At 33.4% G+C, this 25,891-nt stretch carries 22 protein-coding genes and 4 tRNA genes; 15 read left to right on the top strand and 11 right to left on the bottom strand.

Annotation, left to right across the window (positions count from 1 at the left end):
* Positions 1-97 precede the first annotated feature (97 nt).
* From tatC to NG806_RS06925, 4 genes are all read left to right on the top strand, one after another.
* Positions 98-925, top strand: coding sequence for a twin-arginine translocase subunit TatC (gene tatC, locus NG806_RS06910; protein WP_214824112.1), 828 nt, complete (start codon positions 98-100; stop codon positions 923-925).
* A gap of 261 nt (positions 926-1,186) precedes the next feature.
* A complete protein-coding gene (locus NG806_RS06915) occupies positions 1,187-4,141 on the top strand; it encodes a reprolysin-like metallopeptidase (RefSeq protein WP_261512467.1) in 2,955 nt (984 codons plus the stop codon).
* Between the two features lie 158 nt (positions 4,142-4,299).
* On the top strand, positions 4,300-5,931 hold the full coding sequence (locus tag NG806_RS06920) for a M1 family metallopeptidase (RefSeq protein WP_214824107.1): 1,632 nt from the start codon (positions 4,300-4,302) through the stop codon (positions 5,929-5,931).
* Between the two features lie 156 nt (positions 5,932-6,087).
* Entirely contained in the window at positions 6,088-7,944 is a 1,857-nt protein-coding gene (locus NG806_RS06925; RefSeq protein WP_214824103.1) for a M61 family metallopeptidase, read from the top strand.
* A gap of 82 nt (positions 7,945-8,026) precedes the next feature.
* Here the strand turns inward: NG806_RS06925 and NG806_RS06930 are convergent, their stop codons facing one another.
* The 3 genes from NG806_RS06930 to pepE form a co-directional block, all read right to left on the bottom strand.
* On the bottom strand, positions 8,027-9,196 hold the full coding sequence (locus NG806_RS06930) for a sensor histidine kinase (protein ID WP_214824100.1): 1,170 nt from the start codon (positions 9,194-9,196) through the stop codon (positions 8,027-8,029).
* Between the two features lie 7 nt (positions 9,197-9,203).
* Positions 9,204-10,577: a D-alanyl-D-alanine carboxypeptidase/D-alanyl-D-alanine endopeptidase gene (gene dacB, locus NG806_RS06935; RefSeq protein ID WP_261512469.1), complete on the bottom strand. Its 1,374-nt coding sequence runs from the start codon at positions 10,575-10,577 to the stop codon at positions 9,204-9,206.
* A 112-nt stretch (positions 10,578-10,689) separates the two neighbouring features.
* Complete coding sequence (pepE, locus tag NG806_RS06940; protein ID WP_261512470.1) at positions 10,690-11,385, bottom strand: dipeptidase PepE; 696 nt, start codon at positions 11,383-11,385, stop codon at positions 10,690-10,692.
* Positions 11,386-11,579: 194 nt separating this feature from the next.
* Between pepE and NG806_RS06945 the strand changes: the two genes are divergently transcribed.
* A complete protein-coding gene (locus tag NG806_RS06945; RefSeq protein WP_261512472.1) occupies positions 11,580-12,149 on the top strand; it encodes a tetratricopeptide repeat protein in 570 nt (189 codons plus the stop codon).
* Between the two features lie 62 nt (positions 12,150-12,211).
* Here NG806_RS06945 and NG806_RS06950 read toward each other — a convergent pair whose 3' ends face one another.
* Positions 12,212-12,700, bottom strand: coding sequence for a YdeI/OmpD-associated family protein (locus NG806_RS06950; protein WP_261512473.1), 489 nt, complete (start codon positions 12,698-12,700; stop codon positions 12,212-12,214).
* A 154-nt stretch (positions 12,701-12,854) separates the two neighbouring features.
* Between NG806_RS06950 and fsa the strand changes: the two genes are divergently transcribed.
* Positions 12,855-13,508, top strand: coding sequence for a fructose-6-phosphate aldolase (fsa, locus tag NG806_RS06955; RefSeq protein WP_214824074.1), 654 nt, complete (start codon positions 12,855-12,857; stop codon positions 13,506-13,508).
* A 55-nt stretch (positions 13,509-13,563) separates the two neighbouring features.
* Here fsa and NG806_RS06960 read toward each other — a convergent pair whose 3' ends face one another.
* From NG806_RS06960 to NG806_RS06970, 3 genes are all read right to left on the bottom strand, one after another.
* On the bottom strand, positions 13,564-14,451 hold the full coding sequence (locus tag NG806_RS06960; protein WP_261512475.1) for a GLPGLI family protein: 888 nt from the start codon (positions 14,449-14,451) through the stop codon (positions 13,564-13,566).
* A 66-nt stretch (positions 14,452-14,517) separates the two neighbouring features.
* On the bottom strand, positions 14,518-16,383 hold the full coding sequence (locus tag NG806_RS06965; protein WP_261512476.1) for a M56 family metallopeptidase: 1,866 nt from the start codon (positions 16,381-16,383) through the stop codon (positions 14,518-14,520).
* Positions 16,383-16,748: a BlaI/MecI/CopY family transcriptional regulator gene (locus NG806_RS06970; RefSeq protein WP_089029799.1), complete on the bottom strand. Its 366-nt coding sequence runs from the start codon at positions 16,746-16,748 to the stop codon at positions 16,383-16,385. The genes NG806_RS06965 and NG806_RS06970 overlap by 1 nt, the downstream gene beginning before the upstream one ends.
* 329 nt (positions 16,749-17,077) lie before the next feature.
* Here NG806_RS06970 and NG806_RS06975 point away from each other — a divergent pair, with 329 nt between their 5' ends.
* Positions 17,078-17,659, top strand: a complete 582-nt coding sequence (locus NG806_RS06975) for a hypothetical protein (RefSeq protein ID WP_261512478.1) — start codon at positions 17,078-17,080, stop codon at positions 17,657-17,659.
* A 1,035-nt stretch (positions 17,660-18,694) separates the two neighbouring features.
* Here NG806_RS06975 and NG806_RS06980 read toward each other — a convergent pair.
* From NG806_RS06980 to NG806_RS06995, 4 genes are all read right to left on the bottom strand, one after another.
* A tRNA-Met gene (locus tag NG806_RS06980) sits at positions 18,695-18,767 on the bottom strand.
* A gap of 41 nt (positions 18,768-18,808) precedes the next feature.
* A tRNA-Met gene (locus NG806_RS06985) sits at positions 18,809-18,881 on the bottom strand.
* 41 nt (positions 18,882-18,922) lie between these two features.
* Positions 18,923-18,995, bottom strand: a tRNA-Met gene (locus NG806_RS06990).
* Positions 18,996-19,036: 41 nt separating this feature from the next.
* A tRNA-Met gene (locus tag NG806_RS06995) sits at positions 19,037-19,109 on the bottom strand.
* Between the two features lie 101 nt (positions 19,110-19,210).
* Between NG806_RS06995 and NG806_RS07000 the strand changes: the two genes are divergently transcribed.
* The 8 genes from NG806_RS07000 (at position 19,211) to NG806_RS07035 (ending at position 25,849) form a co-directional block, all read left to right on the top strand.
* Complete coding sequence (locus NG806_RS07000) at positions 19,211-19,822, top strand: L-threonylcarbamoyladenylate synthase (protein WP_214831330.1); 612 nt, start codon at positions 19,211-19,213, stop codon at positions 19,820-19,822.
* A 21-nt stretch (positions 19,823-19,843) separates the two neighbouring features.
* Positions 19,844-20,545 (top strand): CPBP family intramembrane glutamic endopeptidase, encoded by a 702-nt coding sequence (locus NG806_RS07005; protein WP_261512479.1) that lies wholly within the window; start codon positions 19,844-19,846, stop codon positions 20,543-20,545.
* A 4-nt stretch (positions 20,546-20,549) separates the two neighbouring features.
* Positions 20,550-21,308 (top strand): peroxide stress protein YaaA, encoded by a 759-nt coding sequence (gene yaaA / locus NG806_RS07010; RefSeq protein WP_214831332.1) that lies wholly within the window; start codon positions 20,550-20,552, stop codon positions 21,306-21,308.
* Entirely contained in the window at positions 21,309-22,157 is an 849-nt protein-coding gene (gene prmC, locus NG806_RS07015) for a peptide chain release factor N(5)-glutamine methyltransferase (RefSeq protein ID WP_261512480.1), read from the top strand. It begins immediately after the preceding gene.
* A 50-nt stretch (positions 22,158-22,207) separates the two neighbouring features.
* Positions 22,208-22,594: a 5-carboxymethyl-2-hydroxymuconate Delta-isomerase gene (locus NG806_RS07020; protein WP_261512481.1), complete on the top strand. Its 387-nt coding sequence runs from the start codon at positions 22,208-22,210 to the stop codon at positions 22,592-22,594.
* 183 nt (positions 22,595-22,777) lie between these two features.
* The gene (locus NG806_RS07025) at positions 22,778-23,137 is read left to right on the top strand and encodes a DUF4180 domain-containing protein (protein ID WP_261512483.1); all 360 of its coding nucleotides are present in this window, start codon (positions 22,778-22,780) and stop codon (positions 23,135-23,137) included.
* A gap of 569 nt (positions 23,138-23,706) precedes the next feature.
* Positions 23,707-24,285: a hypothetical protein gene (locus NG806_RS07030; protein ID WP_261512485.1), complete on the top strand. Its 579-nt coding sequence runs from the start codon at positions 23,707-23,709 to the stop codon at positions 24,283-24,285.
* Positions 24,286-24,292: 7 nt separating this feature from the next.
* Entirely contained in the window at positions 24,293-25,849 is a 1,557-nt protein-coding gene (locus tag NG806_RS07035) for a lectin-like domain-containing protein (protein WP_261512486.1), read from the top strand.
* Positions 25,850-25,891 lie beyond the last annotated feature (42 nt).

Consider the following 25,891-nt stretch of genomic DNA (forward strand, 5'->3'; position numbering starts at 1 on the left):
ATTTGGAGTTTTATTTAAAGGCCAGACTTAAGCCCTTATAAATTAAAAACCAGATTCTATAAATATTTCATAAATTTGAAGCTTAAATACATATTCTGTGAGTGAAGGTAAAGAAATGTCCTTTCTGGGACATATTGGAGAATTAAGAGGTCATCTTGTCCGCTCAATTATTGCTATTATAATCGCCGCTTTTATTATTGGTTTTAATATCAATTGGATCATGGACCATATCTTTTTTGGACCTACAAGAAATGACTTCCCTACTTTTAGAATTGTCAATCATTTTTCAAGAATAATATTAGGAAGTGATAGTATTCATCTACCTAAAGAATTTCCTGTTCGTGTACAAAGACTTTACCAACAGTTCAATGTAATGATGGCTGTTTCTATTTTTGGCGGGATTGTTTTGGCATTTCCATATATTGTATGGGAATTATGGCGTTTTATAGGTCCTGCTTTACATCCTAATGAAAGGAAAAACTCAATTTTCATTATCAATGCAGTTTGGATTTTATTTATGTCAGGAGTTTTATCCGGATATTTTTTAATCCTTCCTTTTGCGGTTAACTTTGGGGTCATCTTTAAGATTTCAGATATCATTATCCCCCTTTACGATTTAAGTGATTATACCACTTTGTTTTTACAGGTAGTTCTGGGAATGGGTGTTGTTTTCCTTTTTCCAATTCTGATTTACTTCCTTACAAGCATAGGAATTTTAAATCCAAAATTCATGCGGACTTACCGCAGACATGCCATTGTTCTTATTATGGTAGTCGCTGCTATTATAACTCCTGCAGATGTTTTAAGCATGATCATGGCAGCATTACCGTTGCTTTTATTGTATGAATTCAGTATTGTAATGTGTTCTTACACCTACAAAAAAGTTCAGAAGCGTGACGGAAATCTTCCTGTCGTTCAGAAATAAATAATTAATTTATAATAAAAAGAGCCGGTTTTCATCATTGAGAATCGGCTCTTTTTCCTGTAAACATTAAATACTCAAATTATTTTTTTCTTTAAAACAACAGCATTAAAACAAATAATAAACAAATTATCATTATTATAAAAAAAACACTCATATAAACAAACAAAAATCATAAAATAAGCAGAAAAACAAATATTCTTATAATTAAATGTTTATTTTTGCAACAAAAACATAAATTAAATCAATTTAATTATAAACACGATGAACAAGAAATTTATTTTCGCATTTGCGTTAGCTACCAGCCTAACGAGTTTACATGCACAGCGTTGGGAGCCTATTTCCCAAAAGATCACTCCAATAAGGAAAGAAGTAAAGGTAATCTATTCTTATAAAGTTGATCTCAATTCCCTGAGAGAGCTTTTGAAAAATGCACCAGAAGCTGGAAAAGGAGCTACTCCTGTAGTTATTTCTTTACCTACAACAAACGGCAGGATTGAAAGATTCTCTGTTTACAGTTCCCCTTCAGTTGAAAAATCAATGGCTGACAGATATGAACTTGGAGCCTATTCAGGTGTTGGATTGGATAATCCCAGTAAGCAGATTAGATTCAGTACTGCTCCCAATGATTTCCAGTCGATGCTTTTTGATACCAAAACAGGGCAATATGAATTTATAGAACCCATCAATAAAGAAAAAGATGTATACGGAGTATTCTTTAAATCTAATAAAACATCGGACGGGAGTCCTTTTGAATGTAAAACATCCGAATCTGAGCAATCAAAAAAGCAGATGAAAAAGTTATTGCGATCAAAAAGAAATGGCAATAATATAGGAAATTTGGCTAAAAGTAATGACCAGAAATACAGAACGTACAGATTAGCGATCTCTGTAAATGGTGAATATACCCAACTCGCAGGAGGTGTTCCTGGTGCTGCAGCCCGCATCAATACAACCATGAACCGGGTAAATGGTGTTTTTGAAAAGGACTTTGGTGTCCATATGATTGTTCAGGATCTCCCACAGCTGATATTTACGGATCCTGCTACAGATCCTTATTCAGATGTTATATGGGATGTACAAAAGAGCAGGTGGAACTATCCTGAGGAATGGATTTTAGAGATCCAACAAACCCTTACCTCTACCATAGGTAACAACGCTTACGATATTGGACACTTCTTTGGACACAGAGGTGCCGGAGGACTTGCTGGTGATATCGGAAATGTATGTAGAAACCCTTTCAATAATGATGATAAAACTTCAAAAGGAGCAGGGATCACCTCACCTAGCACAGTTGATCAACCATACGGCGATACCTTTGATATAGACTTCGTTGCCCATGAATTAGGCCATCAGTTTGGTGCTGAACACACAATGTCTACTAAGCTACATGGCTCTCAAATGGAGCCCGGATCAGGGTCAACGATTATGGGATATGCAGGAATTACCACCGCTAATGTACAGATGAATTCAGATCCTTATTTTCACATCAGAAACATTGAACAGGTACAGGCATATACAAACTCTCAAAATTGCGGTATTGTAACCCCTACTACAAACACTCCACCGACAATACAAGCATTTACTAATAAAACAATTCCCAAAGGAACCGCCTTCGTATTGACAGCCTCTGCAATAGATACAGAAAATGACCCGATGACCTATACATGGGAGCAATATGATCTTGCATCAACTACGCTTGATCAGGTAAGTCCTACCCGAACTGATGGAGCCAATTTCAGATCATTACTTCCTACAGATTCCCCAACACGATATTTTCCAAAGTTTTCAAGTGTTCTTAATGGAACCCTTACCAACACTCAGGATTGGGAAACCGTATCCGATGTAACCAGAGAAATGAACTTTAAGGTAACTGTAAGAGACAATAATCCAGCTGTTACTCAACAGCAGACACAAAGTGCTCTAGCCAAAATAGTTGTTGGGAATGATGGGCCATTTAAAGTAACCTCATCTACAGTGTACAATGATATACCCGGAGCTATTACCTGGGATGTTGTAGATACTAATAATAGCATCTATAATGTATCAAACGTTAAAATAGACTATACTACAGATAATGGAAATACTTGGACAGTTATTACCCCATCGACCCCTAATGATGGAGCAGAGCCCTATTCATTCGCTTCGCTTGCCACAGGTTCAAGTTTAAAAATAAGGGTAAGTGCTGTCGATAATATATTTTATGCCATAGGCAATGCTACCGTATCAGCCTCAGAAGCCTGTTCTTCAATAGCTCCAACAGGAGTTTCTATTTCCGGGATTACAAAATCTTCTGCCAGCATAAACTGGCCTGCCCTGCAAGGAGCTACCTATTCACTAATGTATAGAAAAACAGGAACTGCCACATGGACAACAACTCCTGTAGCAACAAACTCTTATTATGCTTCCGGATTAGATGAAGATACCCAATATGAAGTTCAGATAGCCAATATATGTGGATCCACTATCGGGAACTATTCTACATCTATTAACTTCACAACTCTTACAATTTCTCCTTGTATAGTTTCTTCATTTCCTAGATTTGAATTCATATCCAATGTTACAGTAACCCCTAATGGAATGTCTGCTATTTCAAATGACAGTGGTCCATCACCTTATACAGACTATACTACAGATCCTACAAAACTAATTACCCTTACAAAAGGATCATCCGGTAATGCAATTAGCATAGCAAAGCAATGGCCGGAAGTTCAATTTAGCGATGGAGTAACCGCTTGGATAGATTTCAATAGAGATGGAATCTTTTCCGATTATGAAATAATTTTCACCAGTGCTCCTGATGAAACAACCCCTGTTTCCGGAACCTTCTCAGTACCTGCAAATGCCTATACAGGAAAAGATACTATAATGAGAGTGATGATGAGTGACGAGCAGCCACTAGATGCATGTATCAGTCCATCATACGGAGAGATTGAGGACTACCCAATCAGAATACAGGATAATACACTTAATACCAACAATATAACAAAGGACAATGATTCCATTCAGCTTTATCCTAATCCAACAAGCGACCTATTAAACGTAACTAAAGTTTCCGCAAAAGCCAAATATACCATCATTAATATGACTGGACAGATTGTAATGACTGGCCAGATCACAGATAATAAAATCTCGGTATCAAAACTGACTGCAGGAGCTTATGTCATTTCAATAGAAGACAAAAACACAACTTCCAATTTGAAATTTATTAAAAAGTAAAAAATAAAATTCTTTAGGTTAAGCCCGGCAATGCAGCCGGGCTTTTTTATGCTTTTAATACGGACAATTTCTTTCCATTATTTATATTTTTGCTTTTTCACAATTTTGCTGTTAATTTAATTTTCTATTTTTGAAAAGATTATTAATAAAGTTTAAAAATGAAAAAACTATCATATACACTTTTATTTGCATCAGGCCTGGCTTTTGGTCAGTTCTTCGAGAAACCTGAAACCTTTACAAAACAAGATACTTTAAAAGGGTCTAACACTAAGTTCAGAAACTTTTGGGATGTTAAGAAGTATGAGCTTTCGGTAGAACCCGATTTCGACCAGAAAAGCATCAAGGGAACAAATAAAATCAGTTTTGAGATCATCAAGGACGTAACTAACCCCATCTTTCAAATTGATCTCCAAAAACCTATGAAAGCTGATAAAATAGAAGGAAGTCTTCCTATTAGTGAATTCAAACAGGATGGTGATTTTATTTTTATTACGACCAATAAGAATTTTAAAAAAGGAGAAAAATATACCATCGATGTTACCTATTCCGGAAATCCTGTCATTGCTAAAAAGGCACCTTGGGATGGAGGCTGGGTTTTTACCAAAGATGAAAATGGAAATCCATGGATGAGTGTTGCTGATGAAGGAATCGGAGCTTCAATATGGCTTCCTACCAAAGATATCTGGAGTGATGAACCTGACAATGGAATGATCATGAAAATTATTACACCTAAAGATCTTGTAGGTGTGGGGAATGGAAAATTAATTGATAAAAAAACAGAAGGTGATAAAACCACATACACCTGGGAGGTTAAAAATCCTATTAATGCCTACTCTATCATTCCAAACATTGGAAAATATGTAAACTTTAAAGATACTTTTAATGGTGAAAAAGGAAAACTGGATCTGGATTATTGGGTATTGGATTACAATTTAGATAAAGCAAAAAAACAATTCCAACAGGTAAAGCCAATGCTTTCAGCCTTTGAGTATTGGTTTGGCCCATATCCTTTCTATGAAGATTCTTATAAACTGGTTGACTCCCCTTACCTGGGAATGGAACATCAAAGTAGTGTTGCTTACGGAAATAAATATATGAATGGGTATCTGGGAAAAGACTTATCCGGAACTGGGGTTGGACTGAAATGGGATTTTATTATTATTCATGAAAGCGGACATGAATGGTTTGCCAATAATATTACAGCAAAAGACCAGGCTGATATGTGGATCCATGAAAGTTTCACCAACTATTCTGAGGTTCTTTTCACCGAAAAATACCTGGATAAAAAATCTGCGGATATTTATGCAATCGGAATTCGAAATATTGTAAGTAACGATGTTCCGATTATTGGTAAATATGGAGTTCGCAATGAAGGCAGTGGAGATATGTATCCTAAAGGAGCGAATATGATCCACACCATCAGACAGATAATCAATAACGATGACAAATTCAGACAGATCTTAAGAGGTTTAAATAAAGAATTCTATCATCAGACTGTAACTACTCAACAAATTGAAAATTATATCAATTCTAAATCGGGTATTGATTTTTCAAGTATCTTTAATCAATACTTAAGAACAATTAAAATTCCTACACTTGAATATTCTCAGCAAGGAGAAACGTTAAAATTCAGATATACGAACGTCGTTAAGAATATTAAACTTCCTATCAGAATAGATGGAGATCAAACGATAACTCCAACCCAAGAATGGCAGACGGTAAAGTTGAAAAAAGGTACCCCAATAGAGTTTAATAAGAATTATTATATCAACTATAAGAAGGTGCAATAGAAGTAAAAATTCAAGATTATTAAATCATAAATTCAGTATTTTTATTTTTTAGTCACTTTATGTGAATAAAATTTAAGAAAAGTTTAATACGTTATTTGACTTCAATCTGTAACAAAATCATTTTTAGAGCAACTACTTAACTATAAATTCTAATCAATGAAAAAAATAGCACTTAGCTTAGGTATTCTAGCCGCAGTTCTGGCCAATGCCCAGTCTATTAAAACCAATATTGACTTAGTCAATGTGAAAGACGATAAAGTGGCCGTTACCATGGAGTTCCCTAAAATGAAATCCGGTAATGTAAAATTCCATTTTCCAAAAACAGTTCCCGGAACGTATTCTGTGGATGATTATGGCAGATTTATAGAAGGCATTAAATTCTTAGACAACAAAGGAAAAGAATTGGCTTTTACTAAAGTGGATGACAATTCGTATGCTCTTAAAAATGCACAGTTTTTAACGAAGATAACGTATCTGGTAAACGATAGTTTCGATGATGAAGGTAATACTGAAAAACATAAAGCAGTATTTTCGCCTTCAGGAACAGATATCGAGGAAGGAAAAATATACCTGATCAATACTCATGGATTCATTGGGTATATCGATGATATGCAGGATGTACCTTATCAGCTGGTGATTCAGAAACCAAATGATTTTTATGGAACCACAGCATTGGTAGATCAGGATAAATCAGAAGCTACAGATACTTTTACCCTGGCTAATTATGCTAAAGTAACAGATTCTCCATTAATGTATACAAAACCTGATTATATTACTTTCAATGCAGGAGGTATGGATTTGGTTTTAGGGGTATATTCACCAACAGGAAAATATAAAGCTGCAGATTTTAAAGAAAATCTTGAAAAGATGGTTGTTGCTCAGAAGAAGTTTTTGGGTGATATGAATACCAATAAAAAGTATGCAATTATGCTTTACCTTTCTGGTTCAGACGGACCACACATCAAAGGTTTCGGAGCACTGGAGCACCATGAGTCTACAAGTGTTGTATTACCTGAATTAATGCCGAAAGAAGCGATTGACCAAACGATTACAGATGTTGTTTCTCACGAGTTTTTTCACACAGTAAATCCACTGAAAACACATTCTGAAGAAATTCATTATTTTAATTATGCAGATCCTAAAATGTCTCAGCATCTTTGGATGTATGAAGGTGGAACAGAATATTTTGCTAATTTATTCCAGATTCAGGAAGGATTGATCAATAAAGATGAATTCCTGAAGAGAATGGGCGAGAAAATAAGCAATTCAAAAAGCTTCAATGATACGATGCCTTTTACAGTAATGAGTAAAAATGTACTTGTAGAACCATATAAAGATCAATACCGAAATGTGTATGAAAAAGGAGCATTGCTTGCAATGTGTATGGATATTGAATTGAGGAAGTTGTCGAATGGTGAAATGGGATATCGTGATATGATCAGAAAGCTATCTCAGAGATTTGGAGAAAACAAGCCATTTAAAGATGACAAACTGATCGATGAGTTAGTCACTGTTACCGGATATCCACAGATCAAAGATTTCTACAACAAATATATTGCCGGCAGCCAACCAACTCCTTATGCAGAATATTTAAGTCAGGTTGGTGTTGAAGTCACTAAACAGGAAACACCTCCTATTTTCTGGATGATCAAAGATCCAAATCAAACAGGATTTAATGAAAAAAATAATACTTTTATTTTTGATGAGAATTCTCCATTATCTCCTTTTGCAAAAAGTATAGGTTTTAAAATCACGGATGAAGTATTTGCAATAGACGGAAAAACGATTGATGTTAAAAACATACCTGCTTTCATCAGTTATACCAAAACAATTAAGGACGGACAAAATGTTACTGTAACTGTCTTAAGAAAAAATGGTGACAAGACTGATAAAATAGATCTTAAGGGAAAAGCAATTTTAGATAAACTGACAAAAGAATCACTTCAGTTTAAAGCTAGCCCAACACCAGCGGAACAAAAACTGCAGGATCAGTGGTTAACTGGTAAGAAATAACAAAATGACAATAACAAAAAAGCGGGGATTAATCCCCGCTTTTTTGTTTTATTCAAGTATAGTAAGACTAAATATAAATTAATTAAGCTTTCTTAATGGTTATCCTAAAAGTAGTTCCTTTTCCAACTTCTGTTTGTGAGATTTTGATATCTCCATTATGGTATTCCTGTACCACTCTTTTTGCCAGCGACAATCCCAATCCCCATCCCCGTTTCTTTGTAGAATAACCGGGTTTAAAAGCATTTCTCGCCTGATTTTTTGTCATTCCGCTTCCACTATCTTTTACTTCCACCAGAATATTTTTATTTCTTTCAAAAACAGACATCTGTAATGAACCTTCCCCTTTCATTGCATCTACCGCATTTTTAACTAAATTTTCAATCACCCAGCTCATCAGAATCTTATTGTGGGGAACCAAAATAACATATGTTGGCAACTGTAAGGTAAAACTGATCTTCTTAGAGATCCGTGATTTTAAATATTCATAATTTTCCTGAATCATCTGATTAAAATTCATATCATTCAGCTCCGGTACAGATCCAATTTTCGAAAATCTCTCGGAGATGGTTCTCAATCTTTCTATATCTTTTTCGATCTCATAAATCCCTTCAGATTCCGGACTTTCCAATTTCATGATTTCCATCCATCCAATCATGGATGAAAGAGGTGTTCCTATCTGGTGGGCTGTTTCCTTTGCTAATCCGGCCCAGACATATCCTTCGTCGGTCTTTTTAATCGTTCTTAGGAACCAGAATGAAAATAACAGATAAGAGAGTATGAATAAACCCAGAAAATAAGGATAGTACCTTAGGTTATTAAGCAGTGATGAGTTATCATAGAAAACAAACTGCTTATCACCATTGGCCACTTCAATTTCAAATGGTGCATAATTATTTTCCATTTTTGCGATCAGTTTTCTTAGTTCCTGTGGGTTTGCAAGAATTTCTTTCGCAATATTCCGTGAACTTCCTTCAAATATAAAAGGTTCTTTATTTTCATCCGTTAAAATCGATGGGATCTGATCATTCTCAGTTAAGATCGCAAATAATAGTTCTTGTGTTTCTGAGCTTTTCTGCTTGTTATCCTGTAAAATTTTTATGGCAGTAGCGAAAACTTTTATCCTTTCTGCCTCTTTCTCTCTTAAGTTTTTAATGAGAATATTCGAAGAGACGATCAAGGCAATAACGATTACCGTAAGTAATGTAAATACAAACCAGTTATTGATCCTCGATAAAAACGGACGATTTTTCATTACTCCTTTATTTTAGAATATTCAGAATTTTTTGCAATTCTGCATTTCCACTTCCCTGATAGTTATTAATAATTATAGAAAATACGTATTTTTTTCCATCTTTAGCTGTTTGATACCCTGCAAAAGATTTTGTATCCCTCATGGTACCACTTTTCATTTTCATCCCATTCTCCTGAGTAGGAAAACCATCATAATAAGATTCAAACCAAGATTGTTTTTTAGCATATAATAAAGCCTGTACCTCTGCTTTTGCTGAAACATAATTCTGTGGAGAAAGGCCACTTCCGTCTGCAAAATTGATCATATTCGGATTGATACCATTCGATTTCCAAAATTCTTTAAGGTAAGCTACTCCACTTTTAAAACTTGAATTTCCTTTTTTCTCTTTTCCTAAAGTTTTAATTAACGTTTCACCATAAAGGTTAATACTTTTTCTTAAAAACCAATAAATAATTTTATCCAATGTCGGTGATTGATATGTAAGGATTATATTTTTCTTTGGAGTTTCAAGAGGTTGTTTTCCTTCCATTTCAAGTTGCGAATTGGTAATTACTTTTCCCGAAAAATCAATTCCTGATTCTTTAAGCCACTGTTTCACCTCCACCCCTAACTGTAATGGTGGATTAGGAGTAGCTCCTGATACCGTTACTGTTTTACCGCTTGGTAAGGTTCCATTAATCAAAGCCACATTAGAGCGTGGTGCAGTAAAAATAAGACTCTGGTCGGAACTTCCACCAGCTTTCAGATCATTTAGCCATTGTACCCCTTCTAAAGGATAAGAAAAGCTTTTAAATTCAGTTCCGTTTATATTGATGTCAAATTGATTTTCTCGCCAATTCACTCCCCATACTCCAGCTCCATAATAGTTTCCAAGATCATCCCAGGGCCAGCCGCCGGGAATAGTCTGATGATCAAAATAAGAATCATCAATAATTAAATCTCCAGAAATCTTTGCTACCCCCAATGTTTTAATAGCTTCAATGAGTTTTTTCTTAAAACTTTCGGGCTTATAAGCTTCATACCTCCAGCTTCCCAAGGTCGGATCTCCATTGGAAGCAATAAAAAGATTTCCATTTAAGGTACTTCCTGAGATAGCACCTGAGTAGCTTGATGTCGTTTTGAAAGTATAATCTTTCCCTAACGTTTCCAATGCCGCTCCTGCTGTAAATATTTTCTGTGTAGATGCTGTAGAAAGTCCTTTATTACCTTGATATTCATAAATTAAATTTCCCTTTTCATCTGCTACATAAAAAGATAAACTGGATGCAATCCCTCCCGAAGAGTTCATCAAATCTTTCGTAGCATCATCTAATTTTTGAGTAATATCTTGAGCAAAAACTATTTGTGTAGAAAATATAAGAACAGCAAGTGTTTTTTTCATTGAATTTTAGTTTAATAAAATTGATCTATCCTTCATTTGCATAAATCTATTATACGATAAACAAATGTTAAGTATTCAATTCTTTATTCAAATATAAAAAAGATTGTTTGAATTAAATTAATGAACTTCCGGTCTCAATTTCATAAGGTTCTTTTCCTTTTTCGAAAATTCGGGTCAACTCACTTCCTTCAACAGTAATTTTCTCGCCTATTCTTCTGATCCAGTTTCCTTCACGAAGTCCAACTACTTTTAAGTCATTCTGGGTTAAAAATTCAAGAATTCTTGTTTCTCTTGTTTCTCCATTATGTTTTAATTCAGGGTTTGGATCTAAATAATGTGGATTTAAATTAAAAGGAACCAGTCCCATACAATCGAAACTTGGTGGATATACGATCGGCATATCATTCGTAGTTTTCATATTTTGTCCTCCTATGTTACTTCCGGCACTGCATCCTAAATAAGGTTTTCCACTTTCTACATTATTTTTTAAAACTTTCATCACATTTTCTTCATGTAAAGTTTTAACCAATAAAAATGTATTTCCGCCGCCTGTAAAATATCCTTTGGCGTTATTTAAAGCTTCAACTTTATCTTCAAATTCATGAAGACCCTTCACTTTTATATTGATTGTATCAAAGAAAGAACGGGCTTTTGCCGTATAATCGTTATGGGAAATCCCACCTGGTCTGGCAAAAGGAACAAAAATGATCTCGTCAATTCCTTTATATAACTGTATTAATTCTTCTCTTAAGTATTCTAAATATTCTCCGCCGAAAATTGTGGATGTTGAGGCTAATATGATATTCATAGAAGGAAATTATATGGTTTGTAAAAAAATAGTTGAACTACAAAGATAAACTCAAACATCAACGAATCAAAAATTAAGCTAAAAAAAAACACTTATCCGTTAATATTTTCTAAAAAAACTTAAAGCTTCTAAAATTTGAGCCTTTGTGGAATTATTATTGAACTTTAGACTATAGAATTTTAAAATATAAGATTATGAAAATGATTAAAATTAATATCAAAAATCTATTTTTAGGTTTATTATTTGTAGGAAGTGCCAGTTTTTTAAATGCACAAACTACTAAAACGGACAGTACAAATAATACAGCTGATACAGCAGCTACTGCTGCTGCAACTCAGTCAAGTCCGACTACTATAGATGCCCTTAAAAAACAAATCGAGGCCAATCCAAAGGATACAGAATCACTAGGAAAATTGGCTACAGCATATCAAGAAGCGTCAGACTGGACCAACGCAGTTGCTACCTGGAAAAAAATATCTGTATTATTACCAGACTGGGCTCCATCTTATTATAGTCAGGCTTATGCATATCAAGCGGCTAAAGATGATGCCAATGCAAAAATTGCTTATGAAAAGTATATCGCTACTGTAAAACCAGAGGAAGTGGAACAAAATAAGAAGAACTTAGCTTACGCCTATTTTTATCTGGCCTTTACAGAACAGAAAAGTGATCCTGCAAAAGCAAAAGAACATATCGCTAAATCGATACAGTATGATCCCAGCAATCAGGATGCTGTAAAACTTAGCAAAACTTTAAATTCATAGTTAAAAAAAATCCGGGAAAAATTTCCCGGATTTTTTTTAATCTTTACTGTAATGGTTTATTTCTAATTAATTGTCTTTCCGAAAAAATCAGTTTCCCCTTTTAAATGCCTGATGATTTTTTCAATATTACGCTGGATACTTTCTTCAGTTTTCAGATTGTTGATGTACTTGATCAATTCTAACCTTCTTGAAGGAATTAAATTTTCAAAGTTACGGAGCGTAACAGGATCTTCTTTAATTGCCTGATCCAGTTTCGGATGAATGCTTATACTTCTGTCTGAACTATCATATTCTATTGAAACTTCCAACATTTCTCCAATTCTCTTTGGTGAATTTTTCAGCATAATAAGATTAATGTACAACCTCCATTCCCCTAAATACTTCATCAAATTCTGTTTGTACTCTACACCATTCACAGTTCCTTTAACCGGTATTGGACTTTTATTTCTTCCCGAAGCTTCAAAGATTATTTTTAAAACCTCTTCTGGAACAAAAATAAAAGGATTGATCCCGATAATTTCAAGCTGGGCTGTAAACAGATTATTTTTCATGGATAACAAATTTAAAAAAATTGTTTCTTATTTATATTCTTTCACAAATGATAACTTTAATTTTCAACTTCTAACAAAACAGCAAGTATCTCCCCATTAATTTTCCACTCACAAAGTATTCATTATCTTTGCATAAATAAATCTATTTAACAAAATGAAATTTTTTATTGACACTGCTAATTTAGAGCAAATTAAAGAAGCAAAAGACCTTGGGATTTTAGATGGTGTAACCACAAATCCTTCGTTAATGGCAAAAGAAGGAATTCAGGGAGCTGAAGCTATCAGAAACCATTATAAAGCAATTTGCGAGATCGTAGATGGTGATATTTCTGCAGAAGTACTTTCTACTACTTATGAAGAAATGATAAAAGAAGGTGATGAATTGGCAGCAATCCACCCAAACATTGTGGTAAAAATCCCAATGATCAAAGATGGTATCAAGGCGTTAAAATATTTTTCAGATAAAGGAATCAGAACAAACTGTACTTTAATTTTCTCTGCAGGACAAGCTCTTTTGGCAGCGAAAGCAGGGGCTTCTTATGTTTCTCCTTTCTTAGGAAGATTAGATGATATTTCAACTGACGGATTAAATCTTATTCAGGAGATTCGTTTGATCTTTGATAACTATATGTATGAAACAGAAATTTTAGCAGCTTCTATCCGTCATTCAATGCACATCATCGACTGTGCTAAGATCGGTGCAGATGTTATTACTTCTCCACTGCCTCCAATCTTGAGCTTATTGAAACATCCTTTAACGGATAGCGGATTGGCTCAGTTCATCGCAGATTCTCAGAAATTAGCTTAATAGCTAACAACAATATGGTAAAAAAAATCCCGAAATTCAGTTTCGGGATTTTTTATTATTTGTATAAATCAGGTTCTATTCTGTTATTGTTTTTTTGCATATCTTCTTTTGCTTTCTTTTCAATGTTCTTGTACATCTCATTTGTGTCAATATCTTTCCCATCCTGATTTTTCATCCTTACTACAGCACCGGGAGGAAGCGTACTCATGGTTTGCTTCATGTCTTTTGTAGGATCCGTCTGGTAATCTTTCCAGGCTTTTTTAAATTGCTTTTTAGTTACCTCAATATCTTTACCACCTAAACCAATCATTGTAACGCCCGGCAATTGCACGTCTTCTTCTGAACTCATAGTTGTTTTTTTATTCGCAACTAAAGTCATTATATGCGACCCCGTTTTATCCTCCAATTTTACAATTAAACCTGGTAGTCCATAAAACTTATATGGTCCGTCCTGAAAAGGAATATCCGTACTAAACCATGCGATCCATTCCCTGCCACCATACGTTGCTGTTGCCTTCTGAGTATTATATTCCCCTATTTTTTGTTTTTCGGAAAGAATTTTCCATTCAGGTTTTTGATCTTCCGTTATTTTATAGGTTGTTGTTCCTATTCTTTCTGAAAGTGACACCTTATAGTCGGGATAGGTCTTTGTAACGCTTGTAAAGATCATTCCCGGCTTTATATTTTTCTTGATATTGATGCTTCCCCCAAATCCGCCTTTCATCTGTTTTGCAATATCAGCCTTTGCTGTAGAATCAGATACAAATTTTTCCCGACTGTAATATTTTGAGCCATTCTTATCAATATCCAAAAGCATTACATCACTTTTCACATCTGCTTTATTGGTGGAATCTGAAATATATTTGTAATCATAATAAAATCGATTTACCTGTCCATTAGCAAATAGGCTTAAAAGCAAAAAGAGTAGAATATTATTTTTCATAGTTTATTAATAAAAAAGGCTTTGTCAATATAAATTTCCTTAATATTAACAAAGCCAGTTGGAACTTTATTTTTTGGTTTCAATTCTTATTTCGCTGGAAGAATCTCCGTCCTTTGAACGTTTATTAATATTCATACTCTTTATGTTAGCTGGATTTAATGCCTCCATCTCTTTTTTAGTAACCTGCTTGCCATCTATAAAAATTTTGGCATCATCATTTCCATTAAATTTAAAATTCTTCACTCCATTCATCGTAATATTTCCATTTCCATCTTTTTTTACAAAGTCTGCATGCATCAACATAGCCGGCTCTTTTAAATCACTGAAACTGGTACTGGAATTAAATATATACGCTCTTCTGTTATTACCATCTAAAGCTCTTCTTTCCGCTTCAAGCTTAGCTCTTTCAACATCCAGTTTAGCCCTTTTTTCATTAAGTTTTGCTCTTTTCCTGTCTATTTTAGCTCTTTTTGCTGCGTACTCCATAGCCCCTTTTGCATTTTCAGAAGCTTTAGTAAGTTCTGCAGCATCCCATTTCATGTCTTTAATATCCTTGAATTTCATTACTTTCACTCGAGGAGCATTAGGAGGTGATGGGGGTGACGGAACCTCAGAGAAATCAAAGTTAATTTCTGGAATTTCTGGAATTTCGATATCCATATTATTCTTAAGATCTTTTACTTTATTTTTCCATTCATCAGATTTGAAAAAATCATTGATCTTTTTCACTTCACTTGCATTGATCATATAAGCCATTCTAAAATCATCAGAACTTGTAATTTTTCCCATTTCTGCAGAAAGTGTACTTAGTTCATCGACATTCTTTTGAAACTCCTTACTTTCAGGTTTAAGCTCTTTTAAGGCCAGGCTTTTTTCCTGAATTTTCTTTCCAAGGTCTTTTAGTTTCTCAGTTTCCCTTTTTCTTAATATTTTTTGCTGAGGCTCATCAATTTTGCTTAGTCTACCCGGTGTAATAGTGTCCTTTTTAATTTCGGTTACCTTTTTCACCTGAGGTTCTTCCTTAATTTGAGCTACAGCCTCATGAATAGCTATATTCGATTCTTTAATTTCCTTATTTTTAGCATTTACCATATAGGCAAAAGCAACAGTAAATAAAACCGGTAATGCAAAAATTCTTCGCGCATATCCGAATTTGGTTTTGGGTTTTTGTAACATTTTTAATCGTTTTTTTAGATTTGAACTTAAAAACGGACTGGTTGCAGGTAACTGTGTTCCGGAAAAGTGACTTGCTAAAAGCATCTGCGCAAATGCTTTTGTGTCCGATTGTTTGACGGCCTTTTTATCAGCCAGATATTCGTGGATTAATGTAAGTTCTTTCTTGATGAGATAAAAGAACGGATTGAACCAGAAAACGGAAGTAACCACTTCGATAAAAATTTTATCAAATGAATGTTTCTGCTCAATATGTACCATTTCATGCTTTAAGATCTGTTTACCTATATCAGAGTTCAATACAATTGAATTTTTCCAGAATAGGTTCTTAAAGTAAGAAAAAGGTGCTTCAGTGAGATTGGTATGGTAAAAATTGATCCCATCAAAACTCTCTTTATGAAATTGATTTTTAAGCTGCTGGATCTTGATGATCCCGTAGATGAATCTTCCTATAAAATAGAGAGAAACCAATCCCAAAGCTGAAAAAATAATTCTAAAATAAATGTGGTCATTGCTTATGTTTTTATCTGAATTAAAATTCTGTACTTTATTTATTAACAGGTACACCTCATTATTCACTTCTATTGTAAAGTCATCTACCTTTATAAGGGGTAATAATAATGACAGTAATATGGCCGATAACAAATAAAATCTGTTATAATGATGAAATGTCTTGTCCTTTAAAGACAACTGATAATACAAAAACGTTACACCTGAGCATAAAATAACTTTTCCAAAGTATAGAAATAATGTTTCCATCAGTTTTTCTTTTTGAGTTCGCTTAATAACATTTCAAGATCTTCAACAGTCATTTCGTTTTTTTCTACAAGAAAGGAAACTGCACTTTTGTACGAACCTTTAAAGTAGTTTTTCACAAGGCTTTTCATGGTTTTCCCAGAATATTGTTCTTTAGTGATCAACGGAAAATATTCGTGCTGCCTTCCGTATACATTATAATCCACAAACTCTTTATCCTTTAATACTTTTAAAATAGTAGAAACCGTATTGGTATGTGGCTTAGGTTCTGGAAATAAATCAAGAATATCTTTTAAAAATCCTTTTTCAATTTTCCAAAGGTATTGCATCACTTGTTCTTCTGCTTTTGTTAAAGTCTGAATTATCATATCCTGTTCATTTATTCATTAATGATATTGTATGAATTTCTATATCACTATGAAATTAGTTATACAAATGTAGAAATAAATATCAATCAAACAACTATTTTTCTAGTGATAAACCTTAATAAATCATAACCACCTGATAATCAATTAAATATTTTTAATTAAAATATGTTAAATTTTTAATGCGTATTCATTATCAGCTGAATTATCAATACTAAATCATTGAATTATAATCTAAATTCTTAAAACTTGTTAAATTTTATTAAATAAAATTAAAATGAATATGTTTAAACTGAGAAAATATATTTATTTTAGTGCTTTAAAAATTTCTCATGAAAAGATATAATTTACTGATTGTACTATTACTACTTATTTTTAACGTGACAACTGCTCAAAAGAAGGGTTCTCCTGCTGCAGATTTCAGCGCTTTAAAAGAAGCAAAAACTAAAATTGAAAAAACGGTTCCAGCTGTTATCGGACACCTACAGGCGATAGCAACCAAAGAAGGGGACAATAATATTCTTACCAACGGAAAGATCGCATTAGGAAAGGAATATGGTATTTTAGAATCTGAATGGCGTTTATACAGAGGAAATATGAACAATTGCATTCTGAACAATTCTTCTAAAAAAGCAAAAAAATGTATGGAGTATCATACTCAGTATTTGAGAAATACTTTAATCAATTACAAAAACTACATTACGTATCTAACGAAGAAGAATGGATATCTGGGTGTTGAAGGAGATACTAAGATCGATTTCAATCCAGGAGAAATTACAACTAAGCTAAATGAAGCGTACTTTAACGGAAATAATGCAGCCAATAGAATGAAAGGGGGTCAAAAGACCGAGTTTCTGGGGCAGAATATGGCTGAAGACATCAACTTAACATCTTATAATCAACTCGCTCAATAATATATAATCCCGCTTCTAAAGCGGGATTTTTTTTTCACCAAAAAGTAATACTATACCTGTTTCGACCTCACCCCAGATATTTATTTTTTATTTTTTTATTCTCACCAAACATTTTGTTATTATATAGTTCCCAAAGAGTATACAAATATTGAAATGAATATTCATGACTTGAGTAATAGAAATAGGTCATCTGGAAATTTAAAGTAAGTCATAGCCGATACCAATTTCTTTATGAATAAAATTAGCACTTTACTTTACTAGACCCAATCAGAAACTTTAACTTTTAGTAAGAATATGTATTCAATTTTCACATATTTATAGACAAACTGATCTTTTCACAGTTTCAAAGCTCTATTTTTCATCCAATAATCTGTATGTTATTAAATCTATTTGAGTTATTTAGAAAGTAAACAGAACGAAATACAGAAAATTATAATACAAAAAACATCTTTTATATTCTTTCATTATACATAATAATGTAGCCAACTGCACAGGCGCTGGAACTGGAATGGTATAAAATTTTGCTATATTTACTATATACACTTATATGAGATATTTTACAATAGTTGTTTTGATAATTTTTGCAAGTTGCCATAAAAAAATAAGCCAACCAATAGTTGACTACAGTACAAACTACAGTGACAATGAGCGTATGCTTTCACTATCAGCAGGACTAAAAAAACAAAAGCAACAAACAATTGTACTCATTGATCAAAAAGAATCTGATTATGATACTTTCAGGAATCTTATTGCATAAAATAAAATTAAAAATCTTAAAATAATAAAAGATAGCTCAGAAATAAAACTATTGAATTATCCTTATGATAGAATTAAGACCATAATTAGTGCCACAAAAAAAATAATAAAGAGGCTATTTTAAGCCTAAACTTGTTCTAAATCCTATTGAAAAAATTAAAGTAATCTCCTGCCGGTTCAGTGCAAATAATTTTCAAAACTGTATGTTTTTTTTATATAAAGATGAAAATAACTTCAAACAAAAAAGAGAACCACAATGTGATTCTCTTTTTGCTTTAGTAGCGGGAACCGGACTCGAACCGATGACCTTCGGGTTATGAGCCCGACGAGCTACCTACTGCTCCATCCCGCGGTGTATCTTTAGAGTGTTTACCGAAAACACTTTATTCTTAGTAGCGGGAACCGGACTCGAACCGATGACCTTCGGGTTATGAGCCCGACGAGCTACCTACTGCTCCATCCCGCGGTGTATCTTTAGAGTGCTTACCGAAAACACTTTATTCTTAGTAGCGGGAACCGGACTCGAACCGATGACCTTCGGGTTATGAGCCCGACGAGCTACCTACTGCTCCATCCCGCGGTGTATCTTTAGAGTGCTTACCGAAAGCACTTTATTCTTAGTAGCGGGAACCGGACTCGAACCGATGACCTTCGGGTTATGAGCCCGACGAGCTACCTACTGCTCCATCCCGCGATATTGGATTGCAAATGTACGACTATTTTTTTAAATTCCTAATTTTTCTTTTAAATAAAGGAGTTTTATGAAAACTATTCATTTATTTGTATCTTTGTTTTATGGCAAAAATATTAAAAATTTATCCTGATAATCCTCAGGAAAATCTTATTAATGAGGTCATTAAAACCTTAAATAACGGTGGATTAATTATTTATCCTTCAGATACTATTTATGCATTAGGCTGTAATATTTTTGATATCAAAGCCATGGAAAAACTGGCTCAATTAAAGAAAATGAAGCTTGATAAAGCACAATTTTCGATCATTTGTAATGATCTGAGTCATCTTTCTGATTTTACAAGACCTATTGACACTTCTGTTTTCAGATTTTTAAAAAGTCATCTCCCGGGACCTTTTACATTTATTTTAGATGCCAATAAAAGTGTACCTCTAGCCTATAAGGGACATAAAACCATCGGTATTCGTGTTCCTGACCATCCTATTCCACAACTTATTGTTGAAAAGTTAGGCCACCCAATAGCTTCCACCTCTATCAGAGATGAAGATGAAGTAATTGAATACTCTACAGATCCTGAATTAATTGCTGAAAAATACGACCATTTAGTAGACATTGTCATCGATTCCGGTTATGGTGATAATGTAGCATCTACGATCGTTGACCTTACTTCCGGAGAGCCTGAAGTGATAAGACAAGGAAAAGGAATGATCTAATTGGTGATATTGCTTACTAAAATGAGTCTTAATGGAAAATATTCTTTAGGAATAATCCTTGCTTTTACGCTTCTTGCATTGGCAATGCTTTATTTAATCCCTTTGATAAATGTGATCACAGATTCTAAAAGCATTAATACCCATGTTTTTTTCTACAGTAGGATTGTTCTTTGGATGATTATGTCATTAATTTTTTGTTATAATGCCGTAATAGAAAAAGAGCCCTTCTTTCTTTGGAGAGAGAAAAGATATTCTTTATTCTTTTATATTGGAGCAGTTGTCTGTCTTTATTTTATCTGTGCGGTCGGAGGAGCATTTATTAATGCTGTCATTATGACTTTACATCGGGAACAAATCAGTAATAAGCTTATTCAATTGCAATCTTTGTTTAAGGGTAATTATTTTCTCATCATTTCCATTTGCCTAACAGCAGGTGTTGTAGAAGAATTGCTAATGAGAGGCTACATTCAACCTAGAGTAGAGAAAATATACCATAGCCCGATTTTAGGAGTCTTGGCATCAGCTGTTTTATTTGGCATTCTCCATAGCACGTATGGAACGATAGGCCAAGTCGTAATTCCATTTTTTATTGGAGTAGTTTTTGCTATATTTTACAAATTATATTCGAATATTAAAATCCTTATTATCTGTCATTTTATGTATGATTTTATCTCTTTGATGATCATGAATTTTATTGATATTAAACACTTATCTTCTTTTTAACATTATGAAAATTATTACATCACCTGCCAAATTAATGAATGTAGAAAACTCAACTGATTTGCTGAGATCTACTACTCCCAAGTTCATTGAAGATGCAGAATTTATACAATCTTTTTTAAAGCATAAATCCCCCAAATACCTTTCCGAATTAATGGAGATCTCTCCTAAACTGGCGGATGAAAACTGGGAAAGAAATCAAAAATGGAAATCAAATCCAAAACCAAAAGAGTCTGCTCCTGCAATGTTTGCTTTTACAGGTGAGGTCTATAGAGGTCTTGATGCAAAAACTTTGGATAAAAAAGCTATAGATTATCTGCAAAAACACTACAGAATGCTTTCCGGATTATATGGTTTACTAAAACCTTCGGATAAAGTAATGCTGTACAGACTGGAAATGGGTCGTCATTTTGAATTTGATCACTATAAAAATCTCTATGAGTTTTGGCGTGAAAAAATTACTGAGCAATTAAATTCGGAGATGAAAAAGAATGAAATTTTACTTCACCTAGCCAGTAACGAATATGGAAAGGTAATTGACAGAAAGAAACTGAATCATAAGGTAATTGATTTCGATTTCTATGAGTTAAAAGAAGGAAAATTAAAAACCATTGTTGTCTATACTAAACATGCAAGAGGTCTGGTTGTGAGATTCTGTGCCGAAACTAATGCAAAAACACTTAATGATGTAAAAGCTTTCAATTATGACGGCTACAGAATAGATGAAGATAAGTCAACTGATACAAAATTGGTTTTTACAAGATAAATGACAATCTCAGAATTCAAGATATATTTTAAGACCGAACTTCAGGATCTGTATACAGAGTCGGAAAGCACATTTCTGTATTCTATTTTCGTTGAAAAAATTATAGGTTTTGACTCATTTCAGCAAAGAAGGTTTTCACATCAGGAGTTATTGGTTGATGATGAAAAAAGACTTCAGGGAATTATTTTAGAATTAAAAACCAATAAGCCCTATCAGCATATTTTAGGAGAAACTGAATTTTACGGAATGAGATTTTTTGTAGATGAAAATGTTTTAATACCACGTCCTGAAACTGAAGAATTACTGGAAATAGCTATTGATAAAATTCAACGTTTAATACATAATACTCAGGATTTAAAAATTCTCGATATTGGAACAGGAAGTGGAGTTATTCCTTTAGTTTTAAAGAAGTATTTTCCTGAAGCTAACGTTTCATCCATTGATTTTTCTGAAAAAGCTTTAGAAACAGCAAAAAAGAATTCTGCTTTTCATCAACTTGATATTAATTTTATCCACGTTGATTATCTGAATTTTGAACTTACTGAAAATTATGATATTATAATTTCAAATCCACCTTATATTGGAATGGAAGAGGAAATTGAAATTGTAGATTCTGTGAAAGAGTTTGAGCCTAAAATGGCGCTCTTCTCTCCTACTTCCGATGCTTTGATCTTCTATCGGAAGATCGCAGAAGACTCAAAAAAACACTTGAATGAAAATGGAATGTTATTTTTAGAAATCAATCAAAAGCTTGGTCCTGAGACATTGGAACTTTATTCTTTTTTTTCAGAAGCTCAACTGGTTAAGGATCTATCTGAGAATGACCGGTTTATTATTGGAAGAAAATAATACAATCAGAATTTTTTAGTTCCGTATCTTTAATTAAAATTCCGAACGTTATGCCACACTTTATTATAGATTGTTCAGAAGAGGTTTTAAATATAAAATCTCCCCATGAAATAATGGATGCCATATACGAAGTAGCCGAAGCGTCGGGGCTTTTTGCCAAAAATGATATTAAAGTTAGAATTACACCTTTCAAATATTATAAACTTGGTGATGAAAAGAATAATTTCATTCATATTTTCGGAAATATTATGGCGGGAAGAAGTATTGAGCAGAAAGCTAATCTATCAAAACAGATCATTAAACGATTTAATCAGATGTTTCCTGAAATTCCCATCTTATCAATGAATATCACAGAGTTTGAAGCAGCAACATACTGTAATAAATCACTGATTGATCCTGAAAATACTAATGGTGACAGACATTTCAATAATAAATAGTACATTTTCTGTTTCATATTTATCGTTTGAATTAATAGATCCATCAAATATTTCGTTAATTAATACTACAATTTATTAGTAACTTTCGTTCTTAATCATTGCCTTTAGCAACCAAGGAAATGCATTTCCTTTACAGCATTTTTAGATAATATGAAGTTATCGATATCAAACAATTAAGTCACTATGGAAATTAAAACTCATATCATTAATAACACAAAAATAGCAGAAATCGTTACTGATGAACTTATTATACAATCGGCTCAAGACAGTCTGGATCTCTTAGGAAATATTTACTATCAGGGGTTCGACAGATTAATCATTTATGAAAAAAATATGACACCGGATTTTTTTGATCTTAAAACAAAAATTGCAGGTGATATACTCCAAAAATTTTCTAATTACAGAATGCCGTTAGCCATTATTGGAGATTTTAAAAAATATGAAAGTAAAAGCATTAAAGATTTTATTTTTGAAAGTAACAAAACAAGACATATTAATTTTGTAGCTGTGCTTGAAGAAGCATTAGAAAATTTTTCAAAATAAATAATTTTTCTTTAGTTTAAAGGATCAATAAAGATTAATTTATTCAAATATTCCCATAAAATTATTTTATGGATTTTTTATTTTCATTTTTCACTAAATGAAAGTATTTCAGAACGTTACTACTCCATATATTAGAAATAATCTATTAAATAGATAATATAAATAATAATTTAAATCATAAAATTATTTTTAATTTAAAATTTAAGCCAAATAAAAATTCACATCTGAAAGACAGGGGATTAAAGTAATTTATTCCTATATTTGCAACAAACACAAGAAGTATGAATTTTAGTTATTTACCAGCCGGACAATATTGATATCATCATATTAAGGCTTTTAACTCACATTTTTTTCACTCTTTTTTAACGGAATTTTACAGAATCTCTTCTTAGAAGTTCTTATAATTCCTACAGCAACTTTTGTATGGCGTAGATTAAATCATATTATGCAGTAAAACTAACTGTTGTAGATTTTTTCTGCCATTCAAAGCTATTTTATTAAAAGAAACTGATATATAAAACACAAATTATTTCATAGATCACAAACCTTAACAAAAAATAAATTACACTATGATGAAAAATCATTTCTTATCCTTCGCTTTTTTATTTATTGCTTTATTTTGCCAAGCCCAGGTTGGGATTAACACACCTAATCCTGATAACAGTGCTGCTCTGGATATTTACAGTCAAAATCGAGGAGTGTTAATTCCCAGACTCACGACTGCTCAAAGAAATGCCATTGCAAGTCCGGCCAATTCACTGCTAATTTATGATACTGACAAAAAATGTTTAAGCCAGAATATCGGTACCCCTACAAGTCCAGATTGGTTATGTATCAGTGGTAATGCTGTTAAAATGTTTTACATGCCAAGTGTTTCCTTTGATACTTCCAAAAATGCCAATGCTCAAACAAAGGATTTATATACATTATACAAGAATCAATTTGGGTCTCCGAAAGCAAAAAGTACTAGTGCACCAGCATCTATTCCCTTTTTCCCGTCTAATAAAGACCTTTACTATTATGTAACTGATGCCGATTCCAATGTATTTAGTAACATCTCCATCGCGGACACAGGTGTCATGACGTATGATGTAAGAGCAGCAGCAACAGATTGCTCTTTTATTAATATTGTTTTTGTAGTAAAATAATTGAGTTATGATGAAAAATATCTCAATTTCAGTATACAATAAGCTTTTATTTATTTCTCTATTGTTCATTTTTTCTCAAAATATCAGAGCTCAAAACGAACAAGGAACAGGTTATCCGTATTTCGTGAGCTTTACCCAAGGATTACAACCTCAGGAAGCTTATAAAGTAACGACAAGTGGTGTTCAAAATGATGCAACTTTTACTACCGATGGCTTACGCCTGACCAGAAGCATGAATAATATCTCTGGTGGAGTTATATTGGCCGACAGAATATTTAAAAGTGATCAAGGAATAAAATTTGAATTTGAATATGTAATCTATGGTGGAGGCTCCAATGGAGGAGATGGTATCTCTATATTTTTAATCGATGGATCAATTCCTAAAGAACAGCTCAATATTGGGTCTTACGGAGGTGGATTAGGGTATACTCATGTTATGAGAACTTCGAGATGGGGAGGAAATTTAGAAGGGCTGAGAGGGGCTTATTTGGGAATTGGTCTGGATGAATTTGGAAATTTTAAAAGCAGATTTCTTCAGGGTGACAGAACAAGGAATGGGCTTACCGATGTATCAATAGCCGGATGGCGCAGTAATATAACTTTGAGAGGTAAACGTGGAAATCAATACCTTTCATCAGCTGAGCCCGCCGGATACAATGGGTATCCATTATTGTACAGCACAGCGACCAATGTGGCGTCTTCTAGTAATAACCGTTCAGTATACTTGGATGTTCAAACCGGCAAGCATGTAGGTATTAAAAATCCAAACTTTAGCCAGTTCAACATAGAAAGTGGTGGAAACTCAATTCCTCAAAGTGATACGGATGTAAGATTCCGTAAAGCATATGTAACGTTAGTCCCTAATCCTTCAGGTGGTTATAATATTACCTTAGAAATTCAACATGGTAATGTTAAAGAGAAAATCGTTGACAATTATTATTATCCAACGTCTTTAAAATATACGGAGAATGCCATGCAAAATAATCAGGTAAGAACATTGGATACTTCTCCTCCTGCTACTTTCAGAATTGGATTTGCAGCCTCAACAGGTGCTGCTAAAAATATACATTTATTAAAAAATTTGGGCGTAAGTAAACCTTATGCAGCTGAAGTAACAGATGATTTATTTGAAGGATGTCCTAAAATAAAATCGATATACTCGCCATTATTAAATGACGCCGCTTATTCTAAAAAAAATGGGCAAAACCCTCCTACGGCTTCTTATGATAATATTGATTTCAACTCGTTCCGGTTTTTGGACATTAATGGTAATGTCATTCCAAATATTGTGGGTGGAGTTTACACTAACAATGAAGGTACCTGGACCTATTATCCCTCTACGGGAAAACTTTCTTTCAAACCAGCTGACGGGTTTACCGGAGTTGCTCAGATAAGATATGATATTAAAGGTGGAGGCAGAGACGGAACTGAGATTCCTTATAATCAGGAAGACTACAGATCAATGCCTGGATTGATACAAGTCAACATCTCAAATTCTAACAACTGCAGTAAATCCTGCGTTATTTCGAATAAAAATGTAACTCAAAAAATAAAAACCGAGTAAGAATTAACAAGAAACACATCATCCTAAAGCCGATTCTTTAGG

Source organism: Chryseobacterium paludis (genome assembly GCF_025403485.1).
GTDB lineage: Bacteria > Bacteroidota > Bacteroidia > Flavobacteriales > Weeksellaceae > Chryseobacterium > Chryseobacterium paludis.